Origin of the sequence: Methylobacterium sp. WL8 (genome assembly GCF_008040045.1) — a bacterium.
Lineage (GTDB): Bacteria > Pseudomonadota > Alphaproteobacteria > Rhizobiales > Beijerinckiaceae > Methylobacterium > Methylobacterium cerastii.
Genome location: NZ_VRVF01000054.1, coordinates 1 through 25344, shown reverse-complemented (window position 1 = coordinate 25344; position 25344 = coordinate 1). Strand labels below are relative to the sequence as shown.

General features: G+C 70.9%; 25 protein-coding genes. 18 read left to right on the top strand and 7 right to left on the bottom strand.

Going from position 1 to position 25344, the window contains the following annotated elements; all coding sequences use genetic code 11:
* Window positions 1-7: 7 nt before the first annotated feature.
* A complete protein-coding gene (locus tag FV234_RS18085; protein WP_147830801.1) occupies window positions 8-1852 on the bottom strand; it encodes a cation:proton antiporter in 1845 nt (614 codons plus the stop codon).
* Between the two features lie 284 nt (window positions 1853-2136).
* Here FV234_RS18085 and FV234_RS18080 point away from each other — a divergent pair, with 284 nt between their 5' ends.
* The 10 genes from FV234_RS18080 to FV234_RS18035 all read left to right on the top strand — a co-directional run bounded on the left by FV234_RS18080 (window position 2137) and on the right by FV234_RS18035 (window position 12952).
* Complete coding sequence (locus FV234_RS18080) at window positions 2137-3372, top strand: ATPase (protein ID WP_147830799.1); 1236 nt, start codon at window positions 2137-2139, stop codon at window positions 3370-3372.
* Window positions 3369-4019 (top strand): hypothetical protein, encoded by a 651-nt coding sequence (locus FV234_RS18075; protein ID WP_147830797.1) that lies wholly within the window; start codon window positions 3369-3371, stop codon window positions 4017-4019. The genes FV234_RS18080 and FV234_RS18075 overlap by 4 nt, the downstream gene beginning before the upstream one ends.
* A gap of 120 nt (window positions 4020-4139) precedes the next feature.
* The gene (locus FV234_RS18070) at window positions 4140-6875 is read left to right on the top strand and encodes a hybrid sensor histidine kinase/response regulator (RefSeq protein ID WP_147830795.1); all 2736 of its coding nucleotides are present in this window, start codon (window positions 4140-4142) and stop codon (window positions 6873-6875) included.
* Between the two features lie 89 nt (window positions 6876-6964).
* Window positions 6965-7447 (top strand): chemotaxis protein CheW, encoded by a 483-nt coding sequence (locus FV234_RS18065; protein WP_147754660.1) that lies wholly within the window; start codon window positions 6965-6967, stop codon window positions 7445-7447.
* A gap of 37 nt (window positions 7448-7484) precedes the next feature.
* On the top strand, window positions 7485-7886 hold the full coding sequence (locus FV234_RS18060) for a response regulator (protein ID WP_147754661.1): 402 nt from the start codon (window positions 7485-7487) through the stop codon (window positions 7884-7886).
* Between the two features lie 91 nt (window positions 7887-7977).
* Window positions 7978-9156, top strand: coding sequence for a chemotaxis response regulator protein-glutamate methylesterase (locus FV234_RS18055; RefSeq protein WP_147830793.1), 1179 nt, complete (start codon window positions 7978-7980; stop codon window positions 9154-9156).
* Window positions 9153-10028, top strand: a complete 876-nt coding sequence (locus FV234_RS18050; RefSeq protein WP_147830791.1) for a protein-glutamate O-methyltransferase CheR — start codon at window positions 9153-9155, stop codon at window positions 10026-10028. The genes FV234_RS18055 and FV234_RS18050 overlap by 4 nt, the downstream gene beginning before the upstream one ends.
* Window positions 10029-10189: 161 nt before the next feature.
* Complete coding sequence (locus FV234_RS18045) at window positions 10190-10810, top strand: hypothetical protein (RefSeq protein WP_147830789.1); 621 nt, start codon at window positions 10190-10192, stop codon at window positions 10808-10810.
* 146 nt (window positions 10811-10956) lie between these two features.
* Window positions 10957-11958 (top strand): asparaginase, encoded by a 1002-nt coding sequence (locus FV234_RS18040; RefSeq protein ID WP_147830786.1) that lies wholly within the window; start codon window positions 10957-10959, stop codon window positions 11956-11958.
* A gap of 100 nt (window positions 11959-12058) precedes the next feature.
* A complete protein-coding gene (locus FV234_RS18035; RefSeq protein ID WP_238272713.1) occupies window positions 12059-12952 on the top strand; it encodes a 3'(2'),5'-bisphosphate nucleotidase CysQ in 894 nt (297 codons plus the stop codon).
* Here the strand turns inward: FV234_RS18035 and FV234_RS18030 are convergent.
* Complete coding sequence (locus tag FV234_RS18030; protein WP_238272714.1) at window positions 12930-13382, bottom strand: YHS domain-containing (seleno)protein; 453 nt, start codon at window positions 13380-13382, stop codon at window positions 12930-12932. The two genes, FV234_RS18035 and FV234_RS18030, sit on opposite strands and share 23 nt — an antisense overlap.
* A 180-nt stretch (window positions 13383-13562) precedes the next feature.
* Here FV234_RS18030 and FV234_RS18025 point away from each other — a divergent pair, with 180 nt between their 5' ends.
* The 5 genes from FV234_RS18025 to lysA all read left to right on the top strand — a co-directional run bounded on the left by FV234_RS18025 (window position 13563) and on the right by lysA (window position 17408).
* Window positions 13563-14219 (top strand): EipA family protein, encoded by a 657-nt coding sequence (locus FV234_RS18025; protein WP_147752617.1) that lies wholly within the window; start codon window positions 13563-13565, stop codon window positions 14217-14219.
* A gap of 201 nt (window positions 14220-14420) precedes the next feature.
* On the top strand, window positions 14421-15116 hold the full coding sequence (locus FV234_RS18020; RefSeq protein WP_246686229.1) for a hypothetical protein: 696 nt from the start codon (window positions 14421-14423) through the stop codon (window positions 15114-15116).
* A gap of 130 nt (window positions 15117-15246) precedes the next feature.
* Window positions 15247-15513, top strand: coding sequence for a 3',5'-cyclic-nucleotide phosphodiesterase (locus tag FV234_RS18015; protein ID WP_147752616.1), 267 nt, complete (start codon window positions 15247-15249; stop codon window positions 15511-15513).
* A gap of 135 nt (window positions 15514-15648) precedes the next feature.
* Entirely contained in the window at window positions 15649-16008 is a 360-nt protein-coding gene (locus tag FV234_RS18010; protein WP_147830784.1) for a lipoprotein, read from the top strand.
* Window positions 16009-16139: 131 nt separating this feature from the next.
* Window positions 16140-17408 carry a diaminopimelate decarboxylase gene (gene lysA / locus FV234_RS18005; protein WP_147830782.1) on the top strand — a complete coding sequence of 423 codons (1269 nt, stop codon included), beginning with the start codon at window positions 16140-16142 and terminating at the stop codon, window positions 17406-17408.
* A gap of 15 nt (window positions 17409-17423) precedes the next feature.
* On the opposite strand, the gene FV234_RS18000 is transcribed toward lysA, so the two are convergent.
* A complete protein-coding gene (locus FV234_RS18000) occupies window positions 17424-18896 on the bottom strand; it encodes a SulP family inorganic anion transporter (RefSeq protein ID WP_147830780.1) in 1473 nt (490 codons plus the stop codon).
* 222 nt (window positions 18897-19118) lie between these two features.
* The gene (locus FV234_RS17995) at window positions 19119-20162 is read right to left on the bottom strand and encodes a low specificity L-threonine aldolase (RefSeq protein WP_147830778.1); all 1044 of its coding nucleotides are present in this window, start codon (window positions 20160-20162) and stop codon (window positions 19119-19121) included.
* Window positions 20163-20504: 342 nt separating this feature from the next.
* Here FV234_RS17995 and rpsU point away from each other — a divergent pair, with 342 nt between their 5' ends.
* On the top strand, window positions 20505-20825 hold the full coding sequence (gene rpsU, locus FV234_RS17990) for a 30S ribosomal protein S21 (RefSeq protein ID WP_147752611.1): 321 nt from the start codon (window positions 20505-20507) through the stop codon (window positions 20823-20825).
* A 152-nt stretch (window positions 20826-20977) separates the two neighbouring features.
* Here rpsU and FV234_RS17985 read toward each other — a convergent pair whose 3' ends face one another.
* The gene (locus FV234_RS17985; RefSeq protein ID WP_147752610.1) at window positions 20978-21370 is read right to left on the bottom strand and encodes a response regulator; all 393 of its coding nucleotides are present in this window, start codon (window positions 21368-21370) and stop codon (window positions 20978-20980) included.
* 335 nt (window positions 21371-21705) lie between these two features.
* Between FV234_RS17985 and FV234_RS17980 the strand changes: the two genes are divergently transcribed.
* Both FV234_RS17980 and FV234_RS17975 read left to right on the top strand, forming a co-directional pair.
* Entirely contained in the window at window positions 21706-22497 is a 792-nt protein-coding gene (locus tag FV234_RS17980) for a class II glutamine amidotransferase (RefSeq protein WP_147752609.1), read from the top strand.
* A 115-nt stretch (window positions 22498-22612) separates the two neighbouring features.
* Window positions 22613-24046 (top strand): NAD-dependent succinate-semialdehyde dehydrogenase, encoded by a 1434-nt coding sequence (locus FV234_RS17975; RefSeq protein ID WP_147830776.1) that lies wholly within the window; start codon window positions 22613-22615, stop codon window positions 24044-24046.
* A 69-nt stretch (window positions 24047-24115) separates the two neighbouring features.
* Here FV234_RS17975 and FV234_RS17970 read toward each other — a convergent pair whose 3' ends face one another.
* A complete protein-coding gene (locus tag FV234_RS17970) occupies window positions 24116-24337 on the bottom strand; it encodes a SlyX family protein (protein WP_147830774.1) in 222 nt (73 codons plus the stop codon).
* Window positions 24334-25080 (bottom strand): rhodanese-like domain-containing protein, encoded by a 747-nt coding sequence (locus FV234_RS17965; protein WP_147830772.1) that lies wholly within the window; start codon window positions 25078-25080, stop codon window positions 24334-24336. The genes FV234_RS17970 and FV234_RS17965 overlap by 4 nt, the downstream gene beginning before the upstream one ends.
* Between the last annotated feature and the right edge of the window lie 264 nt (window positions 25081-25344).

Genomic DNA, 25344 nt, shown 5'->3' with positions numbered 1-25344 from the left:
GGAGGGCTCAGGCCCGCCGCACGACGGTCGCGGGCTCGTCCTTGGGCGGGGCCTCCCGCGGCCCTTCCTGCGCCTTGCCGACCGTGCGCCGCGCCCGGAACACCGGCCGCGTGTCGGTCTCCTTGCGCTTGAGCATGGCGCGGTACTCGTCGCGGCGCTCGTGGATCGACGCGATGACGAGACCCATCGGCACGCCGACGTCGACCAGCACCGCCTCCGAGAGCTGCAGCGAGGCCTCGATCGTCTCCGGAACCGCGTCGTCGACGCCGAGCTCGTAGAGCGCGGTGGCGTGCTTCGCGTCGCGGGCTCGGGCGACGATGGTCAGGTCCGCCCGCTCGGCGCGGGCGGCCACCACCACAGCCTCGACGGCGTGCGGGTTGTCGAGGGTCACTACCAGCGCCCGCGCGGTGGCGATGTCGCACCGGCGGAGCAATTCGGTGTTGGAGGAATCGCCGAAGTAGACCGGCTTGCCGAGCCGGCGCTGCTCGGCGACGCGGGCCGCGTCCGCATCGAGGGCGAGGTAGGGGATCTTGTGGCGGGCGAGCATCTCGCCGACCTGTCGCCCGACCCGGCCGTAGCCGGCGACGATGACCCGGTCCTGCTGCTTGTCCGGCGGCGGGTCGGCCCGCACCCGGCCCTGCTGATGCTTCGAGGCCCGCTTGCCGATCCGCCGGCCCAGGGCGGCGAGCCCCGGGATCATGATCATGGTCACCGTGGTGACGATCAACGCCGCCCCGCCCACCGGCTCCGGCACGAGGCCGGTGGCCATCGCCCCGCCGATCAGCACGAAGGCGAACTCGCCGCCCGGCCCGAGCAGCATCGCGGTCTCGAACGCGACCGCGCGGGAGAGTTTGAGGGCGGGCGCCGCCATCACCACGACGGCGGCCTTGATGAACAGCAGCGCGAAGGCGAGCCCGAGGATCGCGCCGGGGGCCGCCAGCAGCTGCGCCGGATCGAGGTTCATCCCCACCGAGACGAAGAACACCCCGAGCAGGAGCCCTTTGAACGGATCGATGGTGGCCTCGATCGCCCGGCGGTACTCGGTCTCGGCCAGCAGAAGCCCGGCCACGAAGGCGCCGAGCGTCATCGACAGGCCGGACGCCGCCGCCGTCAGCGCCGTGGCGACGATGACGAGGAGACAGGCCGCCATGAATAGCTCGGCCGACTTGGTGCGCGCCACCAGGTGGAACAGCGGCCGGAGGGCGAGCCGCCCGGCCACCACGATCACCACCAGGGCGATGGCGGCCTGCGCAAGCGCCAGGGCGAGCGCGCCGCCCATGTCGGCGCCGTCGCTGCGGCCCGAGACCGCGATCGCGAACAGGACCGGCGCGACGGCTAGGTCCTGGAACAGCAGGACGGCGAAGCTCGCGCGCCCAGCCGGCGTGTTGAGCCGCCGCTGCTCGGCCAGCACCGGCAGCACCACGGCGGTGGAGGAGAGCGCCAGCGCGATGCCGACGATCACCGCGCCGGCCAGCGGCACCTTCAGCCCGAACAGGATCGAGCCGATGATCAAGGCCGAGCAGATCACCTGGATCGAGCCGAGGCCGAAGACCAGGCGCCGCAGGGTGCGCAGCCGCTCCCAGGACAGCTCGACCCCGATCATGAACATCAGGAAGATGACGCCGAACTCGGCCAGGTGCGCGATCTCGGTGCGGTTGCCGATCGTGAACAGCGAGACCCAGTGGAACTGGTCCGAGAACCGGCCGAGCCCGAACGGCCCGAGCAGCGCGCCCGCGCCGATGAAGCCGAGCACCGGGCTGATGCGCAGGCGATGGAACAGAGGCACCACCACGCCCGCGGTGACGAGGAACAGGATCGCTTCCTTGTAGGAGCCGGCATGGACGTCGGGCATCGGCGGTCGGTTCGAACCTCTTGGCGACGTGACTGGGCGGGGCTGGCGCGATCATGCGAGGTGGGCGCTCCCCGAGCAACCGGGAATCGCCGTCGCGGCGCGATTGGACGGGCGTGCGCCGGGCGCCGGCCTCGGAAAGTGAGGCATTTGCGCCACCTCCCGAACGGTAGCGGTGGACGGCCGCCATGCGGCCCAAATTCGGCACAATGCCCGCTTAGCGAAAGCGGTTAACGAACGGTTACGCTCAACCGCGCGTCGCGTACGATCCGACCTTAGAGAGCCCCATGCGAAAGATGCCCCCGAGCCGGGAGGTCCAGCGCGAGCGCCGCGCCTGGGCCGTCGAGTCCGACAGGTGGACGCACGAGCGTCACATCGAGAAGGGCTACCGCATCAAGTGGGGCTACGTCGCGATCGCCTACCTCGTCGAGTTCATGGTGATCGGCGCCTCGCTCTGGGGTGCGTGGTTGTTCGCCTCCGTCTACAGCGACGGCGACGACCACGCCTTCTACTTCATGCTGCTGGCGCCGCTGGTCTACGCAGCGGTGGAGCTGTGCCGCGTGCCGCTCGGCATCTTGGCGCGCACCCAGCGCTCGTACTTCATCCGCGCGCTCGCCATCGTCGGCATCATCTTCGCCGCAGGCGTGACCACGAAGTCGGTTTCCCAGCTCGGCGAGATGATGTTCCATCCCCGCCTGATGGAGGCCTCGAAGACCAAGACCGCGCTCAAGGACGCGCAGGCCGACCGCAGCACCATCGACAACCGCATCTCTGCCGCCGACGCCCGCGTCGCGCAGTACACGACCGAGCTCGACCAGATCGAGAAGCGCGCCGCCGACAACGCGGCCCAGCTCTCGGCCCTGCCGGCCCAGCGTTGCGAGAAGGTGTTCGGCACCAACAGCCGCGGCGTGCGCTACCAGAACCTGAAATGCGTCACCGACCCGCGCACCGCGACGCTTTCGGCCGGCGTCGCCAAGGCCTCGGCCGACCGCGGCGTGCTGACCAAGGACCTCGAGGAGGCGCGCAAGGCGCGCGCCCAACTCGACCGCGGCGCCGCCGAGCGCAAGGTCGCCGACGCCGAGCAGGCCTACCGCAACGCCGTGAACCGCTCGCAGCTCCACTCCTTCACGGCCATGGTCTACGGCGTCGACCCGATCGACGTGTCGGAGCAGCAAGTGCACGCCTTCCTGCGCATCTTCGTGTTCCTGCCGGCGCTCTGCGCCGCCTTCGCCTCGACGATCCTGGCGCTGTGCGCGGTCTCGGTGCGCAAGACCTTCATGGACGAGGACGACCTCGGCGCCGCCGTGAACCTGGAGGCGACGCCCTACATGCTGGAGTCGATCACAGAGGCGCTGAAGCAGAACCTCGAGCCGGTCCTGCCACGGCCGAACCGCGAGGCGGCGACGGGGGCGGTGATTCCGATCAACCGTCCGGCCGCCGGCGCCGCGCCCGGAATGAACGCCGCCAACCAGCCGGGTAGCCAGCCGATCCTGCCGGCCGCCAGCGCGGGAGCGGGCGCATGAGCTACGTCGCGCAAGGCTCGCCCGAGAACATCGCCCTCGCGCAGCAGGTCAACGGCCGGCTCCGCGCGGAGTCCCGCATCGTCTTCGCTCGCGCCTTCCTGTTCCGGGCGGCGGGCGCCGGGGTCTTCGTCGCGCTCGCCGGCATCGGCGTCGGGGCCGCGGCCTACGGCTGGGCCACGATGAACCAGTTCGACTCCGCCGCCGAGAAGATCGCCGCCGCGATGCAGGCGGCGCTCTCCGACGTCACCCTGAAGACCAAAGGCGAGGTGACGCTGACGGACAACGTGCTCAAGCTCGAAGGTGCCCTGCCGAAGGCCGCCGCCGCGCCAACCCCGACGAAGGCGCAGCTCGGCGCCGACGCGGCGCCGGCTTCGAAGGCGATCGTCAACACCACCTTCACGGTCTTCAAGCAGGTGCCCTATCTCGACGGGCAGATCGTGACCGGCTGGAACTTCAAGGACAGCGCCGACCAGCCCTATCAGCAGTACTGCTACTTCTCCCGCCGTTCCAACGAATCGAAGGGCCAGGTCGAAATCAAGATCGACCTGGCCATGGACGGTAAAACCCTGCCTCAGCCGCAAAAATCAGACGTGAATCTTGCGATTCTCGCCTCGAACTGCGTGTGGCACGACGGAAAGTCCCTCTAACCGGCAAAGACGCGGCTTGCGCGCACGGCAAATCGGTTCAGCGGAAACGGTTCCCTAACCGCTCTCGGGCGAGGATACGTCTGCACGAGCGTGCGTGCAGACGTAATCCGAGTACCGCCGATGGACGACCTTCTGCGCGAGTTCCTGACCGAGAGCGGCGAGCATCTCGACACGGTCGACACCGAACTCGTTCGCTTCGAGCAGGATCCGAACAACGAAACGATCCTGCGGAACATCTTCCGTCTCGTCCACACCATCAAGGGTACCTGCGGCTTCCTCGGCCTGCCGCGGCTCGAAGCGCTGGCGCATGCCGCCGAGACCCTGATGGGCCGGTTCCGCGACGGCCTCGCGGTGACGAGCCCGGCCGTCAGCCTGATCCTGGCGACCCTCGACCGCCTCAAGCTGATCCTCGCCGACCTCGAAGCCACCGGGACGGAACCCGCGGGCGCCGACACCGACCTCATCGAGGCGCTGGAGCGGATGTCGCTCGGCACGCCCGAGGTCGAAGCCGTCCCCGAGGTCAAGGCGCCCGAGCCGAAGCTGCCCGAGATCGTGGTGCGGGAATGCAAGCCCGGCGAGGTCTCCCTCGACGACCTCGAAGCCGCCTTCCTCGCGGCGCCCGGCCCCGACGACGCGCCCGCGGCCTGGATGCCCGAGCCCGCTCCGGTGGCGGCCCCCGTCGCGGCGGCGCCCGTGGTCCTGGCCCCCGTAGCGCCGGCTCCGGTCGCCCAGGTGCAGGAAGCCCCGGCACCGGCTGTGAAGGCCCCGGCGTCGAGCGATGCGCCGGCGGAAGCCCCCGAGGGGGGCATGGCCAAGATGCAGACCATCCGGGTCAACGTCGACACCCTCGAACACCTGATGACGATGGTGTCCGAACTGGTGCTGACCCGCAACCAGCTCCTCGAGATCGCCCGCAAGCACGAGGATTCGAGCTACAAGGTCCCGCTGCAGCGGCTTTCCCACGTGACGGCCGAGCTGCAGGAGGGCGTCATGAAGACGCGCATGCAGCCGATCGGCAACGCCTGGCAGAAGCTGCCGCGGGTGGTGCGCGACCTGTCGAGCGAACTCGGCAAGCAGATCGACCTCGTGATGCTCGGCGCCGAGACCGAACTCGACCGGCAGGTGCTGGAGGTCATCAAGGACCCGCTCACCCACATGGTCCGGAATTCGGCCGACCACGGCCTCGAATCCACCATGCAGCGGATCGCGGCCGGCAAGCCGGCCCGCGGCTCGATCCGCCTCTCGGCCTATCACGAGGGCGGCACGATCACGATCGAGATCGCCGACGACGGCAAGGGCCTCGACCTCTTGGCCATCCGCAAGAAGGCGGTGGAGCGCGGGATCGCGACCCAGGTCGACGTCGAGCGGATGACCGACGCCCAGGTCGCCAAGTTCATCTTCGACGCCGGGTTCTCCACCGCGGCGGCCGTCACCTCGGTCTCCGGCCGCGGCGTCGGCATGGACGTGGTCAAGACCAACATCGAGACCATCGGCGGCGTCATCGACATCGCCACGCAGAAGGGGGTCGGCACCACCTTCACCATTAAGATCCCGCTGACGCTCGCCATCGTCGCCGCCCTGATCGTCCGGGCCGGCGAGAGCCGGTTCGCGGTGCCGCAGCTCGCGGTGCTCGAGCTGGTGCGGGTGGACGCCACCGCGCCGCAGCGGATCGAGCGCATCAACGACGCGCCGGTGCTGCGCCTGCGCGAGCGTCTGCTGCCGATCGTGACCCTGAAGGGCCTGCTCGGCCAGGACGACACCGGCACCGAGACCGGATTCGTCGTGGTGGCCCAGGTCGGGCGCCAGCGCTTCGGCATCCTCGTCGACGAGGTCTTCCACACGGAGGAGATCGTCGTGAAGCCGATGTCGACGAAGCTTCGCCACATCCCGCTCTTTGCCGGCAACACCATCCTGGGCGACGGCGCCGTCGTGCTGATCGTCGACCCGAACGGCATCGCGCGCCAGGTCAGCCAGGGCGCGCAGGGCGGCGGCCCGATCGAGGCCGAGTCGGAGTCGGGCGAGCTCGGCGACCCGAAGACGACGCTCCTCGTGTTCAAGGGCGGCGCCGGCAGCTTCAAGGCGGTCCCGCTCTCGCTCGTCACGCGCCTAGAGGAGATCGACGCCGCCAAGGTCGAGTGGCTCGGCGGGCGTCCGCTGATCCAGTACCGTGGCCGGCTGATGCCGCTTGTGCCGGCCGACGAGGCCATCGCGATCCGCACCGAGGGCACGCAGGCGCTGGTGGTGTTCTCCGACGGCGACCGTGCGATGGGCCTCGTCGTCGACGAGATCGTCGACATCGTCGAAGAGCGCCTCGACATCGAGATCGCCGCCGAGCGCTCCGACCTGATCGGGTCGGCGGTGCTGCGGGGCCGCGCCACCGACATTATCAACATCGCCCACTTCCTGCCGCTGGCCTACGACGACTGGGCGCGCGGCACGAAGGCGGCGTCGGTGAAGACGACGACGCTGCTGCTCGTGGACGACTCGGCCTTCTTCCGCGACATGCTCAGCCCCGTGCTGAAGGCCGCCGGCTACCGCGTCGTCACGGCGCCGGGTGCCGAGGAGGCTCTGGCGATGCTCCAGGCCGATCCCCGGATCGGCGTGGTGGTGACCGACCTGGAGATGCCCGGCCGCAACGGCTTCGACCTCGTCGGAGCGATGCGCGGCGGCGACGCGCGGACCGCCGGCCTTCCGGTGATCGGCCTCACCGGGACGATCGGCGCGGAGGCGGTCGAGCGGGCGCGCACGCTGGCGATCAGCGACCTCGTGGCGAAGTTCGATCGCAGCGGCCTTGTCGCGGCGCTCGCCGAGCTCGATGCCCCCCCGGCCGTCGCGGCCCACGCCCGCGCCGCCTGAAGTCCCGACATCCCTCCGGTGCCGCGCCGACCTCGGCGCGAACCGACCCACCTGGTTTGACCGCGCCGCTGCGCCGGGGAGACACCACCATGCAGGCTGCCAACAGCAACGCCACGGAGGCCGGGGCGACCCAGGACTTCGTCACCGTCTTCGTCGGCGACACGATGTTCGGGCTCGCCATCGACCGGGTGCACGACGTGTTCATCCCGGCCGGCGTCACCCCCGTGCCCCTGAGCCCGCCCGAGATCGTCGGGCTGCTGAACCTGCGCGGGCGCGTCGTCACCGCGATCTGCCTGCGTCGGCGGCTCGGGCTTCCGGCGGCCGAGGGCTCGGCGCGGATGGCGATCGGCCTGGAGCAGGGCGGCGAGACCTTCGCCCTCGTGGTCGACGGCGTCGGCGAGGTGCTGAAGCTCGGCACCGAGACCCACGAGCCGGTGCCGATCAACCTGGACGCCCGCTGGCGCGACCTCGCGCTCGGCGTGCATCGCCTCGACGGGCGGTTGCTCGTCATCCTCGACGTGAACGCCCTGCTGGTCTTCGCATCCGACCGGGCCGGCGCGACCGCCGCGTGACGTCGCCGACTGCCACCCACCAAGAGGGTAAGACGCCGTGACCAACGACCCCGCCGAAACCCGCACCTGCCTCGTCGTCGACGATTCCGCCGTGATCCGGAAGGTGGCGCGGCGGATCATCGAGACGCTCGGCTTCGCCGTCACCGAAGCCGAGGACGGCAGCGACGCCCTGCTGCGCTGCGCCGAAGCGATGCCCGACGTGATCCTGCTCGATTGGAACATGCCCAACGTGGACGGCTACGCCTTCCTCCAGGCGCTGCGCCAGCGGCCGGGCGGCACCGGCCCGAAGATCCTGTTCTGCACCACCGAGAACGACGTCGGCGCCATCGCCCGTGCCCTGCGGGCGGGCGCCGACGAGTACATCATGAAGCCGTTCGACCGCGACATCCTCACGGCCAAGCTCGAACAGGTCGGCGTGGTCCAAGCCGACGCCGCCTGACGCCGTCTTCCACGGCGCGCACGCCGGCTCGTCCGAGGCGGCTGTACCGCGATCGTTTCCAACCCATCATTGTCATTGGGATGTCGAACCCATGTTGGCCGTCAACCCAAGCCTCGCGCCCAAGCCGCGGCCGACCCTGCCGGTGCCGATCAAGGTGCTGATCGCCGACGATTCGGCGGTGGTGCGCGGCCTCGTCGCGCGCTGGATCGGCGAGGCCGGCTTCACCGTCGTCGGCACCGCCTCGAACGGGCGCATCGCCGTCGAGATGATGACGCGGCACGACCCCGACGTGGTGCTGCTCGACATCGACATGCCGGAGCTCGACGGCACCGAGGCGCTGCCGCGCATGCTCGCGGCGAGCCCGACCGTGCAGGTCGTGATGATGTCGACCCTCACGACGCGCAACGCCGACATCTCGCTCAAGTGCCTCGCCCTCGGCGCGGTCGACTACCTCGCCAAGCCCGAGAGCAACCGCGGGGTCACCACCTCCGACGCGTTCCGCGCCGAGCTGGTGGAGCGTGTGCGCCTGTTCGGCGCCGCCCGCGCCCGCCGCCGTGGGCCCGCACCGGCCCCGATCGCGCCCGGCGCGCCGACATTCCCGTCTCTCTCGTCGGCGCCCCCGGCGACCGCCCCGCGGCCGTCCGCCCCGATCGTGCTGCGTCCGAAGGCCCGCGCGGTGACCCCCCGGGTCTTCCTCGTCGGCGCCTCGACCGGCGGCCCGCGGGCGGTGGGCGAGATGCTGGAGAAGATCGGCGCGGCGACGCTTCGCCGGGTGCCGATCCTGATCGTCCAGCACATGCCGCCGATCTTCACCGCCGTGTTCGCCGAGCATCTCGCCACCCGCACCGGCCTCACCGCCGCCGAAGGCAAGGCCGACGAGCGCCTGGAGCCCGGCCGGATCTACGTCGCCCCGGGCGGGCGCCACATGGGGTTGACCGGAGGGCCGGGCCGAGAGCCGGTGATCCGCCTCGACGACGGGCCGCTGGTGAACTTCTGCCGCCCGGCCGTGGACGTCCTGTTCAAGGACGCCGCCACGCTGTTCGGGCCCGCGACCCTGTCGGTCGTGCTCACCGGCATGGGTTCGGACGGCACCCACGGCGCCCGCGCGCTGGTCGAGGCCGGCGGCGCCGTGCTCGCCCAGGACGAGGCGACGAGCACCGTCTGGGGCATGCCCGGGAGCGTCGCCAAGGCGGGACTCGCCCAGGCCGTGCTTCCGCTTCCCGAGATCGGCCCCGCGCTTCGCGCCTTGCTCACGGGACAGGGCGCATGACCGAGCTCGAATTCGACTACCTGCGCGCCTACCTCAAGCAGCGCTCCGGCCTCGCGCTCACCCCGGAGAAGCGCTACCTCGTCGAGAGCCGGCTCACGCCCGTCTGCCGGCGCTTCGGCCTCGCGACGCTGCGCGACCTCGTCGGCACCCTGAAGGTCGCCCGCGACTCGGCGATCGAAAAGGCGGTCGTCGAGGCGATGACCACCAACGAGACCTTCTTCTTCCGCGACCGCACGCCGTTCGACCTCTTCCGCGACGTGCTGCTGCCGCAGGCCATGGCGCGCCGCGCCGGACAGCGCCGGCTGCGCATCTGGTGCGCGGCGGCCTCGACCGGGCAGGAGCCGTACTCGCTGGCGATCCTGCTGCAGGAGGCCGGCGTCAAGCTCGCCGGCTGGCAGGTCGAGATCGTCGCCACCGACCTCTCGACCGAGGTGATCGAGAAGGGCAAGCTCGGCCTCTACAGCCACTTCGAGGTGCAGCGCGGCCTGCCGGTGCAGTGGCTGCTGAAGTACTTCACACAGATCGGCGAGCAGTGGCAGATCGCGCCGAGCCTGCGGTCGATGGTCGACTACCGGCCGCTCAACCTGCTCAACGGCTTCGAGGCGCTCGGCAACTTCGACGTGATCTACTGCCGCAACGTGCTGATCTACTTCGACACGCCGACGAAGGCCGACATCCTCGGACGCCTGGCCGACCGGCTCGGCCCCGAAGGCGCGCTCCTCCTCGGCGCCGCCGAGACGGTGATCGGGCTGACCGACCGCTTGAGCCCGAACCCGCAGCACCGCGGGCTCTACGGCGTCGCGGCTCCGGTCGTGCGCGCGGCGAGCCCGGTCGCCCCGCCGGTCTCGCAGCTGCGGGTCGCCGCCCGCTGACGGGCTCGTCCGCCGGCGCTTGAGCCGGCGGCGACCGCGACGAACGGAGACGCCGGAGACATTTCGAAATCCTAAGGGCAACAACTCCTTAATCGCGGCGTGGGCACTTTGCACACGGACCCGCGGCCGGGCGTTTCCGGCGCCTTCACGGGATTGCCCCCATGAGTTCGATCTCCAGCACCACCGCGTCGCAGCTTCAGCCGGCGCAGCGGCCCGCGCACGCCCACAAGAACCGGGTCGCCTCCGAGATCGACAGCCAGGCCTCGGCCGGCACGATCTCCTCGACCGACGCGACCGCGCTGACCAGCGCCCTCGGCGCGATCGACGCGAGCCTCAAGTCCGGTAGCAGTGCAAAAGACGGCGCGTCGGCGGCGTCGGGCGGCACCGCGACCGCCCGCCTCGATCCCTCCGCGATGAAGGACAAGATCGACGGCCTGATCGCCGACCAGGTCACCAGCGGGACGCTGACGAACGACCAGGCCACGACCCTGAAGTCGCTCTTCGCCGAGGGCGACAAGAAAGCCGGCGGCGCGGTTGGCGGGGCCGGCGGCCGACCCTCCGGGCCGCCCCCCGGCGCTCCGCCGAGCGGCGATGCGTCGTCGGGCCTGAACCTCGATTTCGCGGCCTCCGACACCACGGGCACCGCGTCGACGAGCGACCTCCTGGCGAGCTTCATCAAGCAGCTTCAGGCGACGCAGACGACCGGCTCCGGCTACGCGTCGAGCGGTTCGGCCAGCGCCCGCAGCAGCGCCTCCGCCCTCGTGGTCGACTTCCGAAGCTGAGCGCACGGCCGCCGTGTTGCGGGATGGGAGGGCTGGACGCCGCCGTTCCCGCCGCGCCTTCGACGGTCGCGCGTGTGCCGGCGCGAGACAGGAACGGCGTCTGCGGGTAGGACGCCGTCTCGGCGCCTAGCGGCAGGAGACATTCGATGACGGCAAGGCCGAAGGTCGCGTTCATTGGCACCGGCGGGACGATCTCGTCGCTGGGCCGAGATTCCCTGGACATCCTCGACTACACCGCGACCGGCAACCGGCTGGAGGCGCAGGCGATCCTCGACGCGGTGCCGGAGGTGCGCGCGGTTGCCGAGGTCGTGCCCGTCGCCTTCCGCGCCGTGCCGAGCCCGGCGATCGGCTTCGCCGAATGGCGCGACCTGGTGAAGACCTGCGAGCGGCTGGCGGCCGAGCATCCCGACCTCGCCGGCATCGTCATCGGGCACGGCACCGCCACCCTGGAGGAAACCGCCTACGCGCTGAGCCTGACGCTGACCGTGGACGTGCCGGTGGTGCTCGTCGGCTCGCAGCGGCCGATGAGCGCCCTGTCGAGCGACGCCGGGCTCAACCTCGTCGCGGCGATCCGCACGGCGGCGTCGCCGCACTCCCGCGGGCGCGGCGTGCTCGTCGTCCTCAACGACGAGATCCAGGCGGCCCGCGAGGTGACCAAGACCTCGGTCGCCCGGCTGCAGACTTTCCGCACGCCGGATTTCGGCGTGCTCGGCCATGTCGACGGCGCGTCGGTGCAGTACTACCGGCGCTCCGAACGCAGCCACGCTCCGGGCACGCCCTTCGACGTCCGCGCGCTCGACGCGCTGCCGCGGGTCGACGTGTCCTACGGCTACGCCGACGCCGACGGCACGGCGGTGCGCGCCTTCCGCGCCGCCGGCGCGCAGGGGATCGTCTCGGCGGGCCTCGCACCCGGCATGACGCCGCCGCGGGAGGCCGACGCCCTCGAAGAGGCGGCGGCGGCCGGAATCGTCGTGGTGCAGTCGACGCGCGCGGGCAGCGGCGTCGTCCCGCTCACCACCCGCCTGCGGGAGCGCGGCATCCTCAGCGCCGACAACCTGACGCCGCAGAAGGCCCGCATCCTGCTCGCCCTGGCGTTGACGGTGACGCGCGAGCCTTCGGAGATCGCGCGGATCTTCGCGACCTACTGATCCGCCGTGGGAGCACGATGCCTGTTCGCTCGGCCGGTCCGCTCGGCAGGGGTCCGCCATCGACAAGGATCGATGGGAGGCGCAAGACGGTGCCATGGCTATGGCGGCATCATCCATCGTCTCCCTGTCGGGACCGGAACGCGAGCGCATCGCCGCGGATCTGGCCGAGATCGCCTGCGCCGCCGGCGAGATCCTGCTCGGGCACCACGGCCACGACTGCCCGCACGTGCTGAAGGTGGACGGCTCGCCATCGAGCCATGCCGACCTCGAGGCCGAGCAGCTGATCCTGGCCAACCTCCTGGAGCGGTTCCCGGCGATCCCGGTCGTGGCCGAGGAGACCTGCCACGACGTGCCGCCCGCCGACCGGTTCTTCCTCGTCGACCCCCTCGACGGCACCCGCGACTTCCTCGCCGGCAGCCCGGAATTCGCGGTGTGCATCGCCCTGATCGAGGGCAACCGGCCGGTCGCCGCCGCGCTCGCCGCGCCGGGCGTCGGCCGCGTCTGGCAGGCGGGCGTCGTCGCGCACGAAGCGCCGATCGAGGCGGGTCGGCCCGGCTCCATCCGCGCCGTCCACACCCGCCCGGAGCCGAAGGACGGGCTCACGGCCCTGGGCAGCCGCCGCCACGGCGACATCGAGACCGAAGCCTGCCTCGACGCCCTCGGCGTCACGGAGCGGCGTCCGGCCGGCTCGGCCCTCAAGTTCGCGCTGATCGCCTCGGGCGAGGCCGACCTCTACGTCCGCTGCGGCCCGACCATGGAGTGGGACACGGCGGCCGGCGACCACATCCTCACCGCGGCCGGCGGCCGGGTCGTGACACCGACCGGGCGGCCGATCATCTACGGCCGGCACGCGATGGCCTACCGTAACGGCCCCTTCGCGGCGCTCGGCGACCCCGCGCTCGCCGCCCGCGTCGCGCTGCCCGACCGGGGGCCGATCCTGCGGCCGCGAGAGAGCGCAGGCGTGCCCGAGCTCACTCCCGTGCTCCGTCCGTGAGCCCCTGCAGGGTGGGCCAGGACGCCTCGGCCTTCGCCGCGAGGCTCGGCTCCGCCACCACCCGGTCGCGGTGTTCGGCGTTTCGGAACAGGTAGAGGCGCTCGTCCACCAGAGCGAAGACGAGCGGGTCCGCGTCGACCAGCCGCCCGTCGAGGATGCCGACGAGGTCGTAGCCGCCGAGCCGCGGCGTGTAGACCGTCGGGTCGCGCAGGAACACGGCCCGGTTGGCGGCGCTGGCGAAGCGCCAGCTCCAACCCGCGCCCGAGACCTCGAACGTCGCCAGGCCCGCCTGCGGCCCCTCCGGCAGAAAGTAGCTCACCGGGTCGAACCCCGCGAGCCCGAGATAGCCGGACGCTGGCGTCTGGCCGCGTGCGGGCCCGGCGAGACCCGCCAGGACGAGGCCGGCGCAGTCACGTCGCGTTAACCACATCGTGTCCACTTGATCCCCAAGTCTTGAGCCCGACGTTCGCAACCGGTTTCGCGGCCTCATCGATCGTCGTGCGGAGCGGCGCAAGGCCTGCCGCTTGTCCGGGGGGCGAACGCAGGGCTTCGTCCAGGCGCGCGACCGCGTCCCGTGAAGGCGCCGCCCCGAGCGGATCGAGGAGGAACCATGACCGCACCCGATTCTCCCCGCACAAACCATCTCTGCCAAGCCGACGCGAAACGCCATCCGACACCGACCCGCCGCCATGCTCTGGCCGGCCTCGGTTCGGCCGGCCTCGCCGTGCTCGGCTTGCTTCCAGGCGCCGCCCTTGCTCGCGGCGTCGACGACCCTGGCGCGCCCGAGAATTTCCGCCCGGGCGAGATCGTCGATTCGGGGCACAAGTTCTTCGGCAACGTCTCGCGCGGGCTGGCGCTGACCGTTCAGGAGGCGACCAAGCGCTGGGGCGAGCCCAACGGCTACATCCTCGGGCAGGAGGCCTCCGGCGCCATCGTCGGCGGCGTCCGCTACGGCGAAGGCACGCTCTACACCCGCAACGCCGGCCAGCGCCGGATCTATTGGCAGGGCCCGACCCTCGGGTTCGACATCGGCGGCGACGGCGACCGCACCATGATGCTGGTCTACAACCTGCCGGCGGTGAAGGGCATCTACCGCCGCTTCGGCGGCGTCGACGGCTCGGCCTACTTCGTCGGCGGCTTCGGCATGACGGCGGTGACCAACGACGGCATCGTCGTGGTCCCGATCCGCACCGGCGTCGGCGCGCGGCTCGGCATCAACGTCGGCTACCTGAAGTTCACCGGCACGCCGACCTGGAACCCGTTCTGAGGCGTCGCGAATCGCGATTTCGCGCCCGCGTCCAAAACCGGTTAGACTGAGCGCCAACGTTGGTCGGGCATGCCCGGCTCGCGGGCGCGGTGCACGGGTTCAGCTCGGGTTCCGGTGCCCGTTTCGGCGTGTGGTCGCGTCGTCGCACGAGCGGGCAGGGGTCCGCCGCGCGGCGTCGCTCAAGGGAACGAGTTCGCCCGCGTGATCGAAACCGTGATGGTCTTCGCCCTCGGCTTCCTGGTGGCGACCCTGTGTGCGCTGCTGGCTCTGCCGGCCGTGAACGCGCGCGCCGCCCGGCTCGCGCGGCGGCGGACCGAGGCGCAGCTGCCGCTCTCCGGCGAGGAGATCGCGGCGGAGAAGGATTTCCTGCGGGCCGAGTTCGCGGTGGGGCAGCGCCGGATGGAGCGCGCCGTCGAAGCCGCACGCGCCAAGCGCCACGCCGACATGGCGGCCCTCGGCGGCCGAACGCTGGAGGTGGCGGCGCTCGCCCGCGACGTCGCCGCGCGCGACGCCGAGATTGCGGAAGCGCTCGCGCTCCGGAAGCGCCTGGAAGGCGAACTCGAGACCGCGCAGGCCGACGGCTCTGCGGGCCTCGCGACCCTGCTCGCGCTCGAGGAGGCCCACGCCGACCTGCTCGACAGCCTGCTCGCCGCACGGCTCGATCCAGCCGCGCCCGAAGCGACGCTCGCCGACCCGGCCGAGAGCGAGCGCAGCGTCCGCGAAAAGCTCGCGGCCGCCGAGGCGGCGCCCGCACGGTCCGAGTCCGATCGCGGCGAGACGGTCGAGCGCGAGAACGCCGACCTGCGCCGGCGCATCACCGAAGTCGCCGACGCGCTGGCGCAGCGCGAGCGCCTGCCGCCGGTGGCGGCCTACGCGATGCACGCATCGTCGCACTGATCGGCCGCCGGCGCAGCGGATTTCGAGTGGCGCGCTTGCGAAACCCCTCCGCGATGCCTTGTTTCCACCACGCGATGGCATCATCGCACCGCCATCCCGCATTTCGACCCGACAGATGGAACGACGCCCCATGGCCTTGAAGCTCATGCCCCTCGCCCTCGCGCTCGGCTTGGCCGTGTCGTTCTCCGCGCCGGCCTCCGCCGCGCCCGAGACCAAGCGCGGCAACGAGACCCTGAAGAAGTACTGCACCGGCGATTACCTGAACTATTGCGGCAACCTTGCCCCCGAGGATCCGAAGCTCGACGCGTGCTTCGAGAAGAACTGGAAGTCGCTGTCGGAGAACTGCCGCCGCGCCATCGACGCCTACCAGGCGACCACGGGCGGAAAGAAGGGCTGAGCCCGCGAAAGTCGACCGGCGCGCTTCGGATTCGCGCTGTGGCGCGGGGGCGCTCGCCTCGGGGTGCGGCAACGGCTAAGGTGTGATCCTCCCTCGGGAGGACCACACCCAGAAGTGCCCGCCGGACCCTCCGCGATGCCGCCCTCCCGCGTCCTGACGTCGATCCTAGCCGCAGCCCTCGTCGCGCTCGCGCTGGCGGGCTGCGGCCGCCGCGGTGCCCTGGAGCCGCCGGGCGCCTCGGCCACGGTGCCGGCACGGAACACGGCCCAGGGCACGCCCACGACGACGGCCGGACCTCGGACGCTTCCGGTCAGCACCGGCCTCGGCGGCGGCGCGCCGGAGCCCGATCCGCTCGCGGTCCGCGCCGGCGACGAGCTGCCGCCATCCGCGCTCGCCCCCGCTTCCGGCACCGAGGCGCCGGTGGAGACGAGCCGCGGCGCCAAGCGCGGCTACCGCATCCCGAAGGACCCCTTCATCCTCGATCCGCTGCTGTAGGCCGCCGCCCGCGCGACGGATCGCACGCACCGTCACCAAACCTTGCTCTTCCGCCTCCGGGCGAGGTTCCCCCGCGGACGGGATCTCGAGCCGAACGGCGGATCTCGACGCTTCCCGGACACGGCCGAACGATGCACCATTTCCAGGATCGCGGCGGACGCCTGCACGCCGAGGACGTCGACCTGACGGCCTTGGCCGAGCGCGTCGGCACGCCGTTCTACTGCTACAGCACCGCCACCCTGGAGCGGCACTACCGCGTGTTCGCCGATGCCTTCGCCGGCGACGACGCGCTGGTGTGCTTCGCGATGAAGGCGAACTCCAACCAGGCCGTGCTGGCGACGCTCGCCCGCCAGGGCGCCGGCATGGACATCGTCTCCGAGGGCGAGCTGCTCCGCGCGCTCCGCGCCGGGGTCGAGGCCCGCAAGATCGTGTTTTCGGGCGTCGGCAAGACGCAGGACGAGATGGCGGCGGCGCTGAAGGCCGGCATCTTCTGCTTCAACGTCGAGAGCGAGCCGGAGCTGCTCGCGCTGTCCGCGGTGGCGACCAGCCTCGGGATCGACGCCCCCGTCTCGATCCGCGTCAACCCCGACATCGACGCCGGCGGCCACGCCAAGATCTCGACGGGCAAGTACGAGAACAAGTTCGGCGTGCCCATCACGCGCGCGCCCGCCGTCTACGCCCTGGCCGCGACGCTGCCGGGCCTCGCGATCCACGGCGTCGACATGCATATCGGCAGCCAGATCACCGACTTGGCGCCGTTCGAGAACGCCGCCCGCCTGCTCGCCGGCCTCGCCGGACGGCTGATCGCCGAGGGCCATCCGATCCGCCACATCGATTTCGGCGGCGGCCTCGGCATCCCCTATCGCGACGACAACGCCCCCCCGCCGGACCCGGCGGCCCTGGCCGCGACGATCCGGCCGCATTTCGCGCCCCTCGGTTTGCGCCCGGTCTTCGAGATCGGCCGGATGATCGCGGGCAACGCCGGCATCCTCGTCACCCGTGTGCTGTACGTGAAGGAGAGCGAGGGCCGCACCTTCGTCATCGTCGACGCGGCGATGAACGACCTGATCCGGCCGACGCTGTACGAGGCCTACCACGCGCTCCGGCCGGTCGAGGTGCCGGCCGCCGACGCGCCGCGCGTGACCGCGGACGTAGTCGGCCCGGTCTGCGAGACCGGCGACTACCTCGCCCTGCAGCGCGAGATGCCGCAGGTCGCGCCCGGCGCGCTGATCGCGGTGATGACCGCGGGCGCCTACGGCGCGGTCCAGGCCGGCACCTACAACACCCGCCGCCTCGTGCCCGAGGTGCTGGTCAGCGGCGCGCAGGCCGCGATCGTTCGCCCGCGCCAGACCTACGACGAACTGATCGGCCTCGACCGGATGCCCGACTGGCTCGCTTGAGGGTTCGCCGCCGCCTCAATGCCCCGGCGTCGCCACCGCGCCAGGCTTGTCGTGGGTGCCGAGGCGTTCGACCAGGGTCGCGCTCGCGCGGTTGAGGCCGACGATCTCGACCGCGCGGCCGTGGTGGCGGAACTTCAGCACCACCCGGTCGAGGGCGTTGATCGCGGTGATGTCCCAGAAATGCGCGGCCGTGAGGTCGAGCACGATCCGCTCGGCGTCGTCGCGGAAGTCGAACGCGCCGTGGAAGGCCTCGGCGGTCGCGAAGAACAGCTGACCGGTGACGACGTAGGTGCGGACCGCGCCCTCGCGCCGGCTCGCGACGTCGAACACCCGGGCGACCTTGCGCGCGAAGAACACCCCCGACAGCAGCACCCCGACGAGCACGCCGCGGGCGAGGTCGTGGGTCGCCACCACCACCGCGACGGTGGCGAGCATCACCACGCTCGACGAGCCGGGATGGCGGGTGAGGTCGCGGATCGAGCGCCAGGAGAAGGTCTGGAGCGAGACGAAGATCATCACCGCGACCAGCGCCGCCATCGGGATCTGCCGGACGTAGGCGCCGAGGACGAGGATCAGGAACAGCAGGAAGCAGCCGGCCCAAAGGCAGGACAGCCGACCGCGGGCGCCCGAGGTGACGTTGATCACCGTCTGGCCGATCATCGCGCAGCCGGCCATGCCGCCGAAGAAGCCGGAGACGATGTTGGCCGCGCCCTGGCCGAGGCATTCCCGGCTCTTGTCGCTGCCGGTGTCGGTCATCTCGTCGACGATCGCCGCGGTCATCAGGGATTCGAGCAGGCCGACCATCGCCACCGTGGCGGCGTAGGGCAGGATGATCCGAAGCGTCTCGAGGCTCAGCGGCACCTGCGGCAGCAGGAAGGACGGCAGGCTTGCGGGGAGCGCGCCCATGTCGCCCACCGTCCGCACCGGGAGCGCCAGCGCGATCGCGGCGATGGTCAGCAGCACGATGCAGACGAGGGGCGAGGGCACTGCCTTGGTGAGCCGCGGCAGGCCGTAGATGATCGCCAACCCGATCGCCACCATCGCGTAGACGGTCGGCCCGCGCCCGATCAGCTCGGGCATCTGCGCGAGGAAGATCAGGATCGCCAGCGCGTTGACGAACCCGGTGATCACCGAGCGCGAGACGAAGCGCATCAGGTCGCCGAGGCGCAGCAGGCCGGCGCCGATCTGGATCAGGCCGGCGAGGATCGAGGCGGCGAGCAGGTATTGCAGGCCGTGCTCGCGGACGAGGCCGGCCATCACCAGGGCGGTGGCGCCGGTGGCCGCCGAGATCATCGCCGGGCGCCCGCCGACGATGGCGGTGGTGACCGCGATGCAGAACGAGGCGTAGAGCCCGACCTGGGGGTCGACGCCGGCGATCAACGAGAACGCGATCGCCTCGGGGATGAGGGCGAGCGCGACGACGGTGCCGGCGAGCAATTCGCGCGGCACGTGCGGGGCCCATTCGGCCCGCAAGGTCTGGAAGGTCATGCAATATGTCCGGCCCGCGCCAAGCTGGAGGCGGCGTGCGAGCCCAAAAAGAGGAGCGATCTCGAAGGGTGACGGTTCGACGGACCGCGTGCGCCGTCCCGCGGAGGCGGACGGCGTGGCGGCGGGGCGCGCTACGGCGGCGTCGTCGAGGACGGGCGGGCGTCTGTCGGAACCATGCGCCTTGTTAGACAGCCGCGCGCCGCGCGGCAACCCGTCGGCCGCTCAGGCCGACGCCGCGGCCACCGCGCGCAGGTCCGCGACCAGTTCCGCGACGCGTTCGCGCTTCGCGTCCCAGGCGAACATGAACCGGGCTCCGCCGCCGATGAAGGTGTAGAAGCGCCAGCCCTTGGCACGCAGGCGCTCCATCATCTCCGCCGGCATCGCCAGGAAGACGGCGTTGGCCTCGACCGGAAACATCGGCGCGATCCCGGGCATGTCCGCCACCGCCGCGGCGAAGTCCTGGGCGCAGGTGTTGCCGTGCGCGGCGTTGTGGAGCCAGGCCCCGCTTTCCAGTATCCCGACCCAGGGCGCCGACAGGAAGCGCATCTTGGAGGCGAGCTGCCCTGCCTGCTTGCAGCGGTAGCCGAAATCCTCCGCCAGCGCGGGCTCGAAGAACACCACCGCCTCGCCGGCATGCATGCCGTTCTTGGTGCCGCCGAAGCAGAGCACGTCGACGCCCGCGCGCCACGTCATGTCCGCCGGGCTGCATCCGAGATGCGCGCAGGCGTTGGCGAAGCGCGCCCCGTCCATGTGCAGCGACAGGCCGAGGTCGCGGCAGGTGGCCGAGATCGCCTGCAACTCGGCCAGGGTGTAGACCTGCCCCGTCTCGGTCGGCTGGGTCACCGTCACCACCCGGACCTTCGGGAAGTGGATGTCCTTGCGATTGGTGGCGAGCGCCCGGATCGCGTCCGGGGTCAGCTTGCCGCTTTCGGTGCGGACCGTGAGCAGCTTCGAGCCGTTGGAGAAGAATTCCGGCGCGCCGCACTCGTCGGTCTCCACGTGGGCGGCGTCGGCGCAGATTACGCTGTGGTAGGAGCGGCAGAGCGAGGCCAGGGCCAGCGCGTTGGCGGCGGTACCGTTGAAGGCGAAGAACACCTCGCACCGGGTCTCGAACAAGGTGCGGAAGGCGTCCGCGGCGCGTGCGGTCCAGGCGTCCTCGCCGTAGGCCGGCGCATGCCCGGCGTTGGCCTCCGCCATCGCCCCCCAGGCCTCCGGGCAGATGCCGGAATAGTTGTCGCTGGCGAATTGCTGCGCGTCGTCGTTCATCGGTCACCCCTGCCGTAGGACGATCGCCGTGTGGCCGCCGCCGTCCGGCAATCCTTGTGTGGTGTCGGCGCGAACACCCTACCAGAGCCGCGACTGAGGCTGCCCGGTCACAGTTCGCGCGGATCGCGTTCGCGTCGCCTATCCGGTTGGAACTCGCCGCCGCTTGGTGTAAGAGCCTGCCCAAGGTGCAGATCTGGTGCCGAATCGAGACGGTCCGAACCGCGTCCCGCCCGGGCGATCCCCGGGTCCGGGGCGCTGTCGGTTTCCCGCTCCGTCGCGGGCGTCTCGCCGCCGACACCGACCGAATGCCACGTTCAAACTGGTTCTAGAGGATCCACTCCGTTGCAGGTACTCGTTCGCGACAACAACGTCGATCAGGCGCTCCGCGTCCTCAAGAAGAAGATGCAGCGCGAAGGCATCTTCCGCGAGATGAAGCAGCGCAAGGCCTATGAGAAGCCTTCGGTGCGCAAGGCGCGCGAGAAGGCCGAGGCCGTCCGTCGCGCCCGCAAGCAGGCCCGCAAGACCGCGATCCGCGAGGGCCTGATCGCCGCCCCTAAGCCGAAGCCCCGTTTCGGCGCCGGCGGCCCCCGTCGTCCCGGCTTCCCGTCGATGACCCCGTCGGCTCCGGCCGGTGGCGCTCCGGCGGCCCCCGCCGCCGAGTAAGTCGATCCGGGCCGCGAGGCCCGTCGATCGCGATCCTCGAAAAAGCCCGGCCGCGCATGCGGGCCGGGCTTTTTTCGTGCGCCGAAGGATGTTCGATCCCGTGAGATCGCGGACGACGCGTTCGGCGCCGTCCGGGTCGATCGAGCGAACGCTCAGGCGGCGCGGGCGGCTTCCGTCGCGTGCTCGGCCTGGACCAGCACGTCGAGGGCGCGCCACGGCTTCTGCATGAACACCGCTTGCGCCGGCATCCGCGCGTCGCCGCCGGCATCGTAGCCCGAGGTCACCACCACCCGCACGTCCGGCCAGCGGCGCTCGACGGTGCTGGCGAGCGCGAGCCCGTCCATCGCGCCGGGCAGACGGATGTCGGCGAAGAGCAGCGCGACGGTGACGTCGTCGCGCTCCAGAATCGAGATCGCGGCCTCCGCGCTGTCGCAGGCGATCACCCCGAGGTCCGTCTCCTCCAGCACGGCGGCGGCGAGGTTGCGGACCGCGGCATCGTCCTCGACGACCAGGGCGACGGGACAGGGGGAGGGGGCGCGGTCCATGGGACCTCCTTCGCGAGATGTGAGGATGCGGTGATGCCTGACGGGCGGTGCGGCCTCGTGGCGAGCCGCTGATTCCCGATTCAAGCATGCTGCGCCGTCCGAAGCCGGGTAACAAGCGTCGGATTTCGTCTCATGCGCATGCCTGCCTTGCGACCGGTTTGGCGAGGATCCGTTCGGGACCGCACGAACTCTGTGTATGGTGCGGTGCGTTAGCGAACTGTTCACCATCGACATCTAAATGTTACGGTTCGGCGACGGCACGGGACCGGGTTTGCCCGACAAGCAAATCCGGTGCGTTTCGCGGCCGTGCGATCAGCGAGAGGTTGGTCCCAAGCATGTGCCGCTTCCTGGCCTATAGCGGCGAGCCGGTTTTTCTCTCGGATCTCGTCTGCGCGCCCACCCACTCGCTCGTGCACCAGTCGCTGCACGCCGAGCAGGGGAAGACCGAGACCAACGGCGACGGCTTCGGCCTCGGCTGGTACGGCGAGCGACCGGAGCCGGGCGTCTATCGCGACATCTTGCCGGCCTGGTCGGACGAGAACCTCGTCAACCTGTGCGGGCAGGTCCGCGCGCGGACCTTCTTCGCCCACGTGCGCGCCTCGACCGGCACGGCGACCGCGCGGACAAACTGCCACCCCTTCGTCAACGGCCGCCACCTGTTCATGCACAACGGGCAGATCGGCGGATACCTGCGGATCAAGCGCCGCCTCGAGGCGCTGATCCCGGACGCCCTCTACGACGGGCGTCGCGGCAGCACCGATTCCGAGGCCCTGTTCCTGCTGGCCCTTGCCAACGGCCTTGCCGAGGACCCGGTCGGCGCCATGGCCAAGACGCTGGCGACCGTGCGCGACCTGATGCGGGGCGCCGGCATCACCGAGCCGCTGCGCTTCACTGCGCTCCTCACCGACGGCGAGGAGATCTTCGCCTATCGCTGGGCCTGCGATGCGCGGCCGCCGAGCCTGTACTACCGCCAGACCGAGACCGGGCTGGTGGTGGTTTCCGAGCCGATCGACGGCGCCAAGGAAGGCTGGCAGGTGGTGCCGAAGGGCGGCACGCTGCGCGCGCGCCGGGGGGGGGCGGTGACGGTGAAGGGTCCCGAGCCGGTCAAGCGCAGCATCACCGCCTGACGCGGACATCCGATCGCGTTCGTTCCCCGCTCCGCCTTGCCCCCCGGGGCGCCGAGGCCGACATTGCCCCCGTCGCCGGCCCTCGCGGCTGGCCGGGCAGGGAATGCAAGCCGACATGTATCCGGACGTGAAGCTTCACATCGCCGGCGCCTGGGGCGCCGGCTCGGGCGGCGAGACGCTGCCGGTGCTCAACCCCGCCACCGGCGAGACCATCGGGCAGTGCGCGGTCGCCACCCAGGACGACCTCGACCGGGCGCTCGAGGCCGCCGCCCGCGGCTTCGCGCAGTGGCGCCGAGTCTCGGCCTTCGATCGCGCCAAGGTGCTGCGCAACGCGGCGGACCTGCTGCGCGAGCGCGCCGACGACATCGCCCGCATCATGACGATCGAGCAGGGCAAGCCGCTCGCCGAGGCCCGCGTCGAGACGATGGCCGCGGCCGACGTCACGGACTGGTTCGCGGAAGAAGGCAAGCGCGCCTACGGCCGGGTGATTCCGCCTCGCGGCGACGGCGTGCTGCAGTTCGTGGTGCGTGAGCCGGTCGGGCCGGTGGCGTGCTTCACGCCCTGGAACTTCCCGATCAACCAGGCGGTGCGCAAGATCGCCGCCGCGCTCTGCACCGGCAACCCGGTGATCCTGAAGGGCCCCGAGGACACGCCGGCGAGCTGCGCCGAGCTGGTGCGCGCCTACCTCGATGCCGGCGTTCCGGGCGATTGCCTCGCGCTGGTCTACGGCGACCCGGCGACGATCTCGTCGTACCTGATCCCGCATCCGGTGATCCGGAAGATCTCGTTCACCGGCTCGACCGTCGTCGGCAAGCAGCTCGCGGCCTTGGCCGGCCAGCACATGAAGCGGGCGACGATGGAGCTCGGCGGCCATGCGCCGGCGATCGTATTCGGCGACGCCGACGTCGAGAAGGCGGTGGCGGTACTCGGCGCCAACAAGTTCCGCAACGCCGGCCAGGTCTGCGTCGCGCCGACCCGGTTCCTCGTCCACGACTCGGTGTTCGACCGCTTCGTCGCGGGCTTCACGGACCTCGCCGCCAACCTCAAGGTCGGCGACGGGCTCGACCCCGACACGAAGATGGGGCCGCTGATCCACGGGCGCCGTCTTGAGGCGATGGAGTCGCTCGTGGCCGACGCCAGCGCCCAGGGCGCGACGCTTCGCACCGGCGGCAAGCGCATCGGCAACCGGGGCAACTTCTTCGAGCCGACGGTGCTCACCGACCTGCCGCTCACCGCGCGGATCATGAACGAGGAGCCGTTCGGCCCGGTGGCCGCGATCCAGCGCTTCAGCGACGACGAGGACGCCTACGTTGAGGCGAACCGCCTGCCCTACGGCCTCGCGGCCTACGCCTACACCCGCTCGTCGGAGCGGGCGACGCGGGTGTCGAACCGGGTGGAGAGCGGCATGGTCTCGATCAACCATCACGGCATCGCGCTCCCGGAGACGCCCTTCGGCGGGGTGAAGGAATCCGGCTACGGCAGCGAGGGCGGCACGGAAGCGCTGGACGGCTACCTCGCGACGAAGTTCGTCACCCAGGCGAATTTCTAAGGAGCAGGCGGCGCCGACGCCTCGTCCATCCCCCTTCTGCGGGGGAGGGTCGAGGCCGCTCGATCCGGCTCAGTAATGCGGCGGCGGGGGCTCCGCGCCCCCCGTCGCCGCGCGGGCGCCGGCTTCCTCGACGCGCTCGGTCAAGGTGTCCACCTGCCGCCGCAGCCGGTCGATCAGCCGCCACTGCTCGGTGATGGTGCGGTTGAGGTCGTCGATCGTCGCGTCCTGCTCGGTCAGGCGCATCTCGAGATGGTCGATGCGCGCGGACTCGCTCGTCGCCGAATCGGTCATCGCAGCGCCTCCGGCGGATGGTCGGGCCGTTCCGCCAGCGCCGGCCCCAGCGCGATGCGGCCGTCGAAGACGAAGCAGTCGCCGGTCCAGCGGCTCTCGGCCTCCGGCACGGCCTCGAGGTACTTCAGGATGCCGCCCTTGAGCAGGTGGACGCGGGCGAACCCGCAGGCCGCGAGGTAGGCGCCCGCTTTCTCGCCGCGGATGCCGCCGGTGCAGAACAGGGCGAGTTCGGCCGCCGGATCGAGGGTCTCCGCGAAATCGCGAAAGTCGCCGAAGCGCGTCAGCCCGGGATCGACCGCGCCCGCGAACGTGCCGAGCGCCACCTCGAAGCGGTTGCGCGTGTCGACCGCCACCACGCCGGGCCGGTCGAGCAGGGCGTTCCACGCCTCCGGCGCGACATAGGTTCCAACCCACGCGGAGGGATCGGTGGCGCCGCCGTCGAAGGTCACGATCTCGGGCTTGAGCTTCACCTTCATCCGCGCGAAGGGCGGCGCCTCCGCCGTCGACAGCTTGCGTTCGAGCCGGTCGAGGCGGCCGTCGAACAGGTCGGGCCCGTTCAACGCAGCGAGGAACGCGTCGATCGCCTCGGCCGACCCCGCGACGGTGCCGTTGATGCCTTCGCGAGCCAGCAGCAGCGTGCCCGTGAGGTCGAGGCGCCGGCAGACGCGTTCCAGGGCCGGGGCCAAGGTGGCGGCATCCGGGAGGGCGACGAACTGATACAGGGCGGCGACGGTGTGGGGCATGGCGCGGGTTTAGCAGGCTTCAACTGCGCAGGAAGCTTCCTTTTGAAACCGTCTCCTGCGACGGGTCCGGAATTTAACAGGGTTTCGAATCAGGCCAACAATCCCGTTAGTAGGAAAGTTCACTCGAAAAATGAACTGTCATATGCGATGGTGAGAGGTGGCCAAGGAGTATTGATGTGACCAAAAATCGATCTCTAGATCAATATATCGGAAATACTCGTTTAAAGGTCAGGTGATTACAATTTAGATTTTCTCTATTAAGAG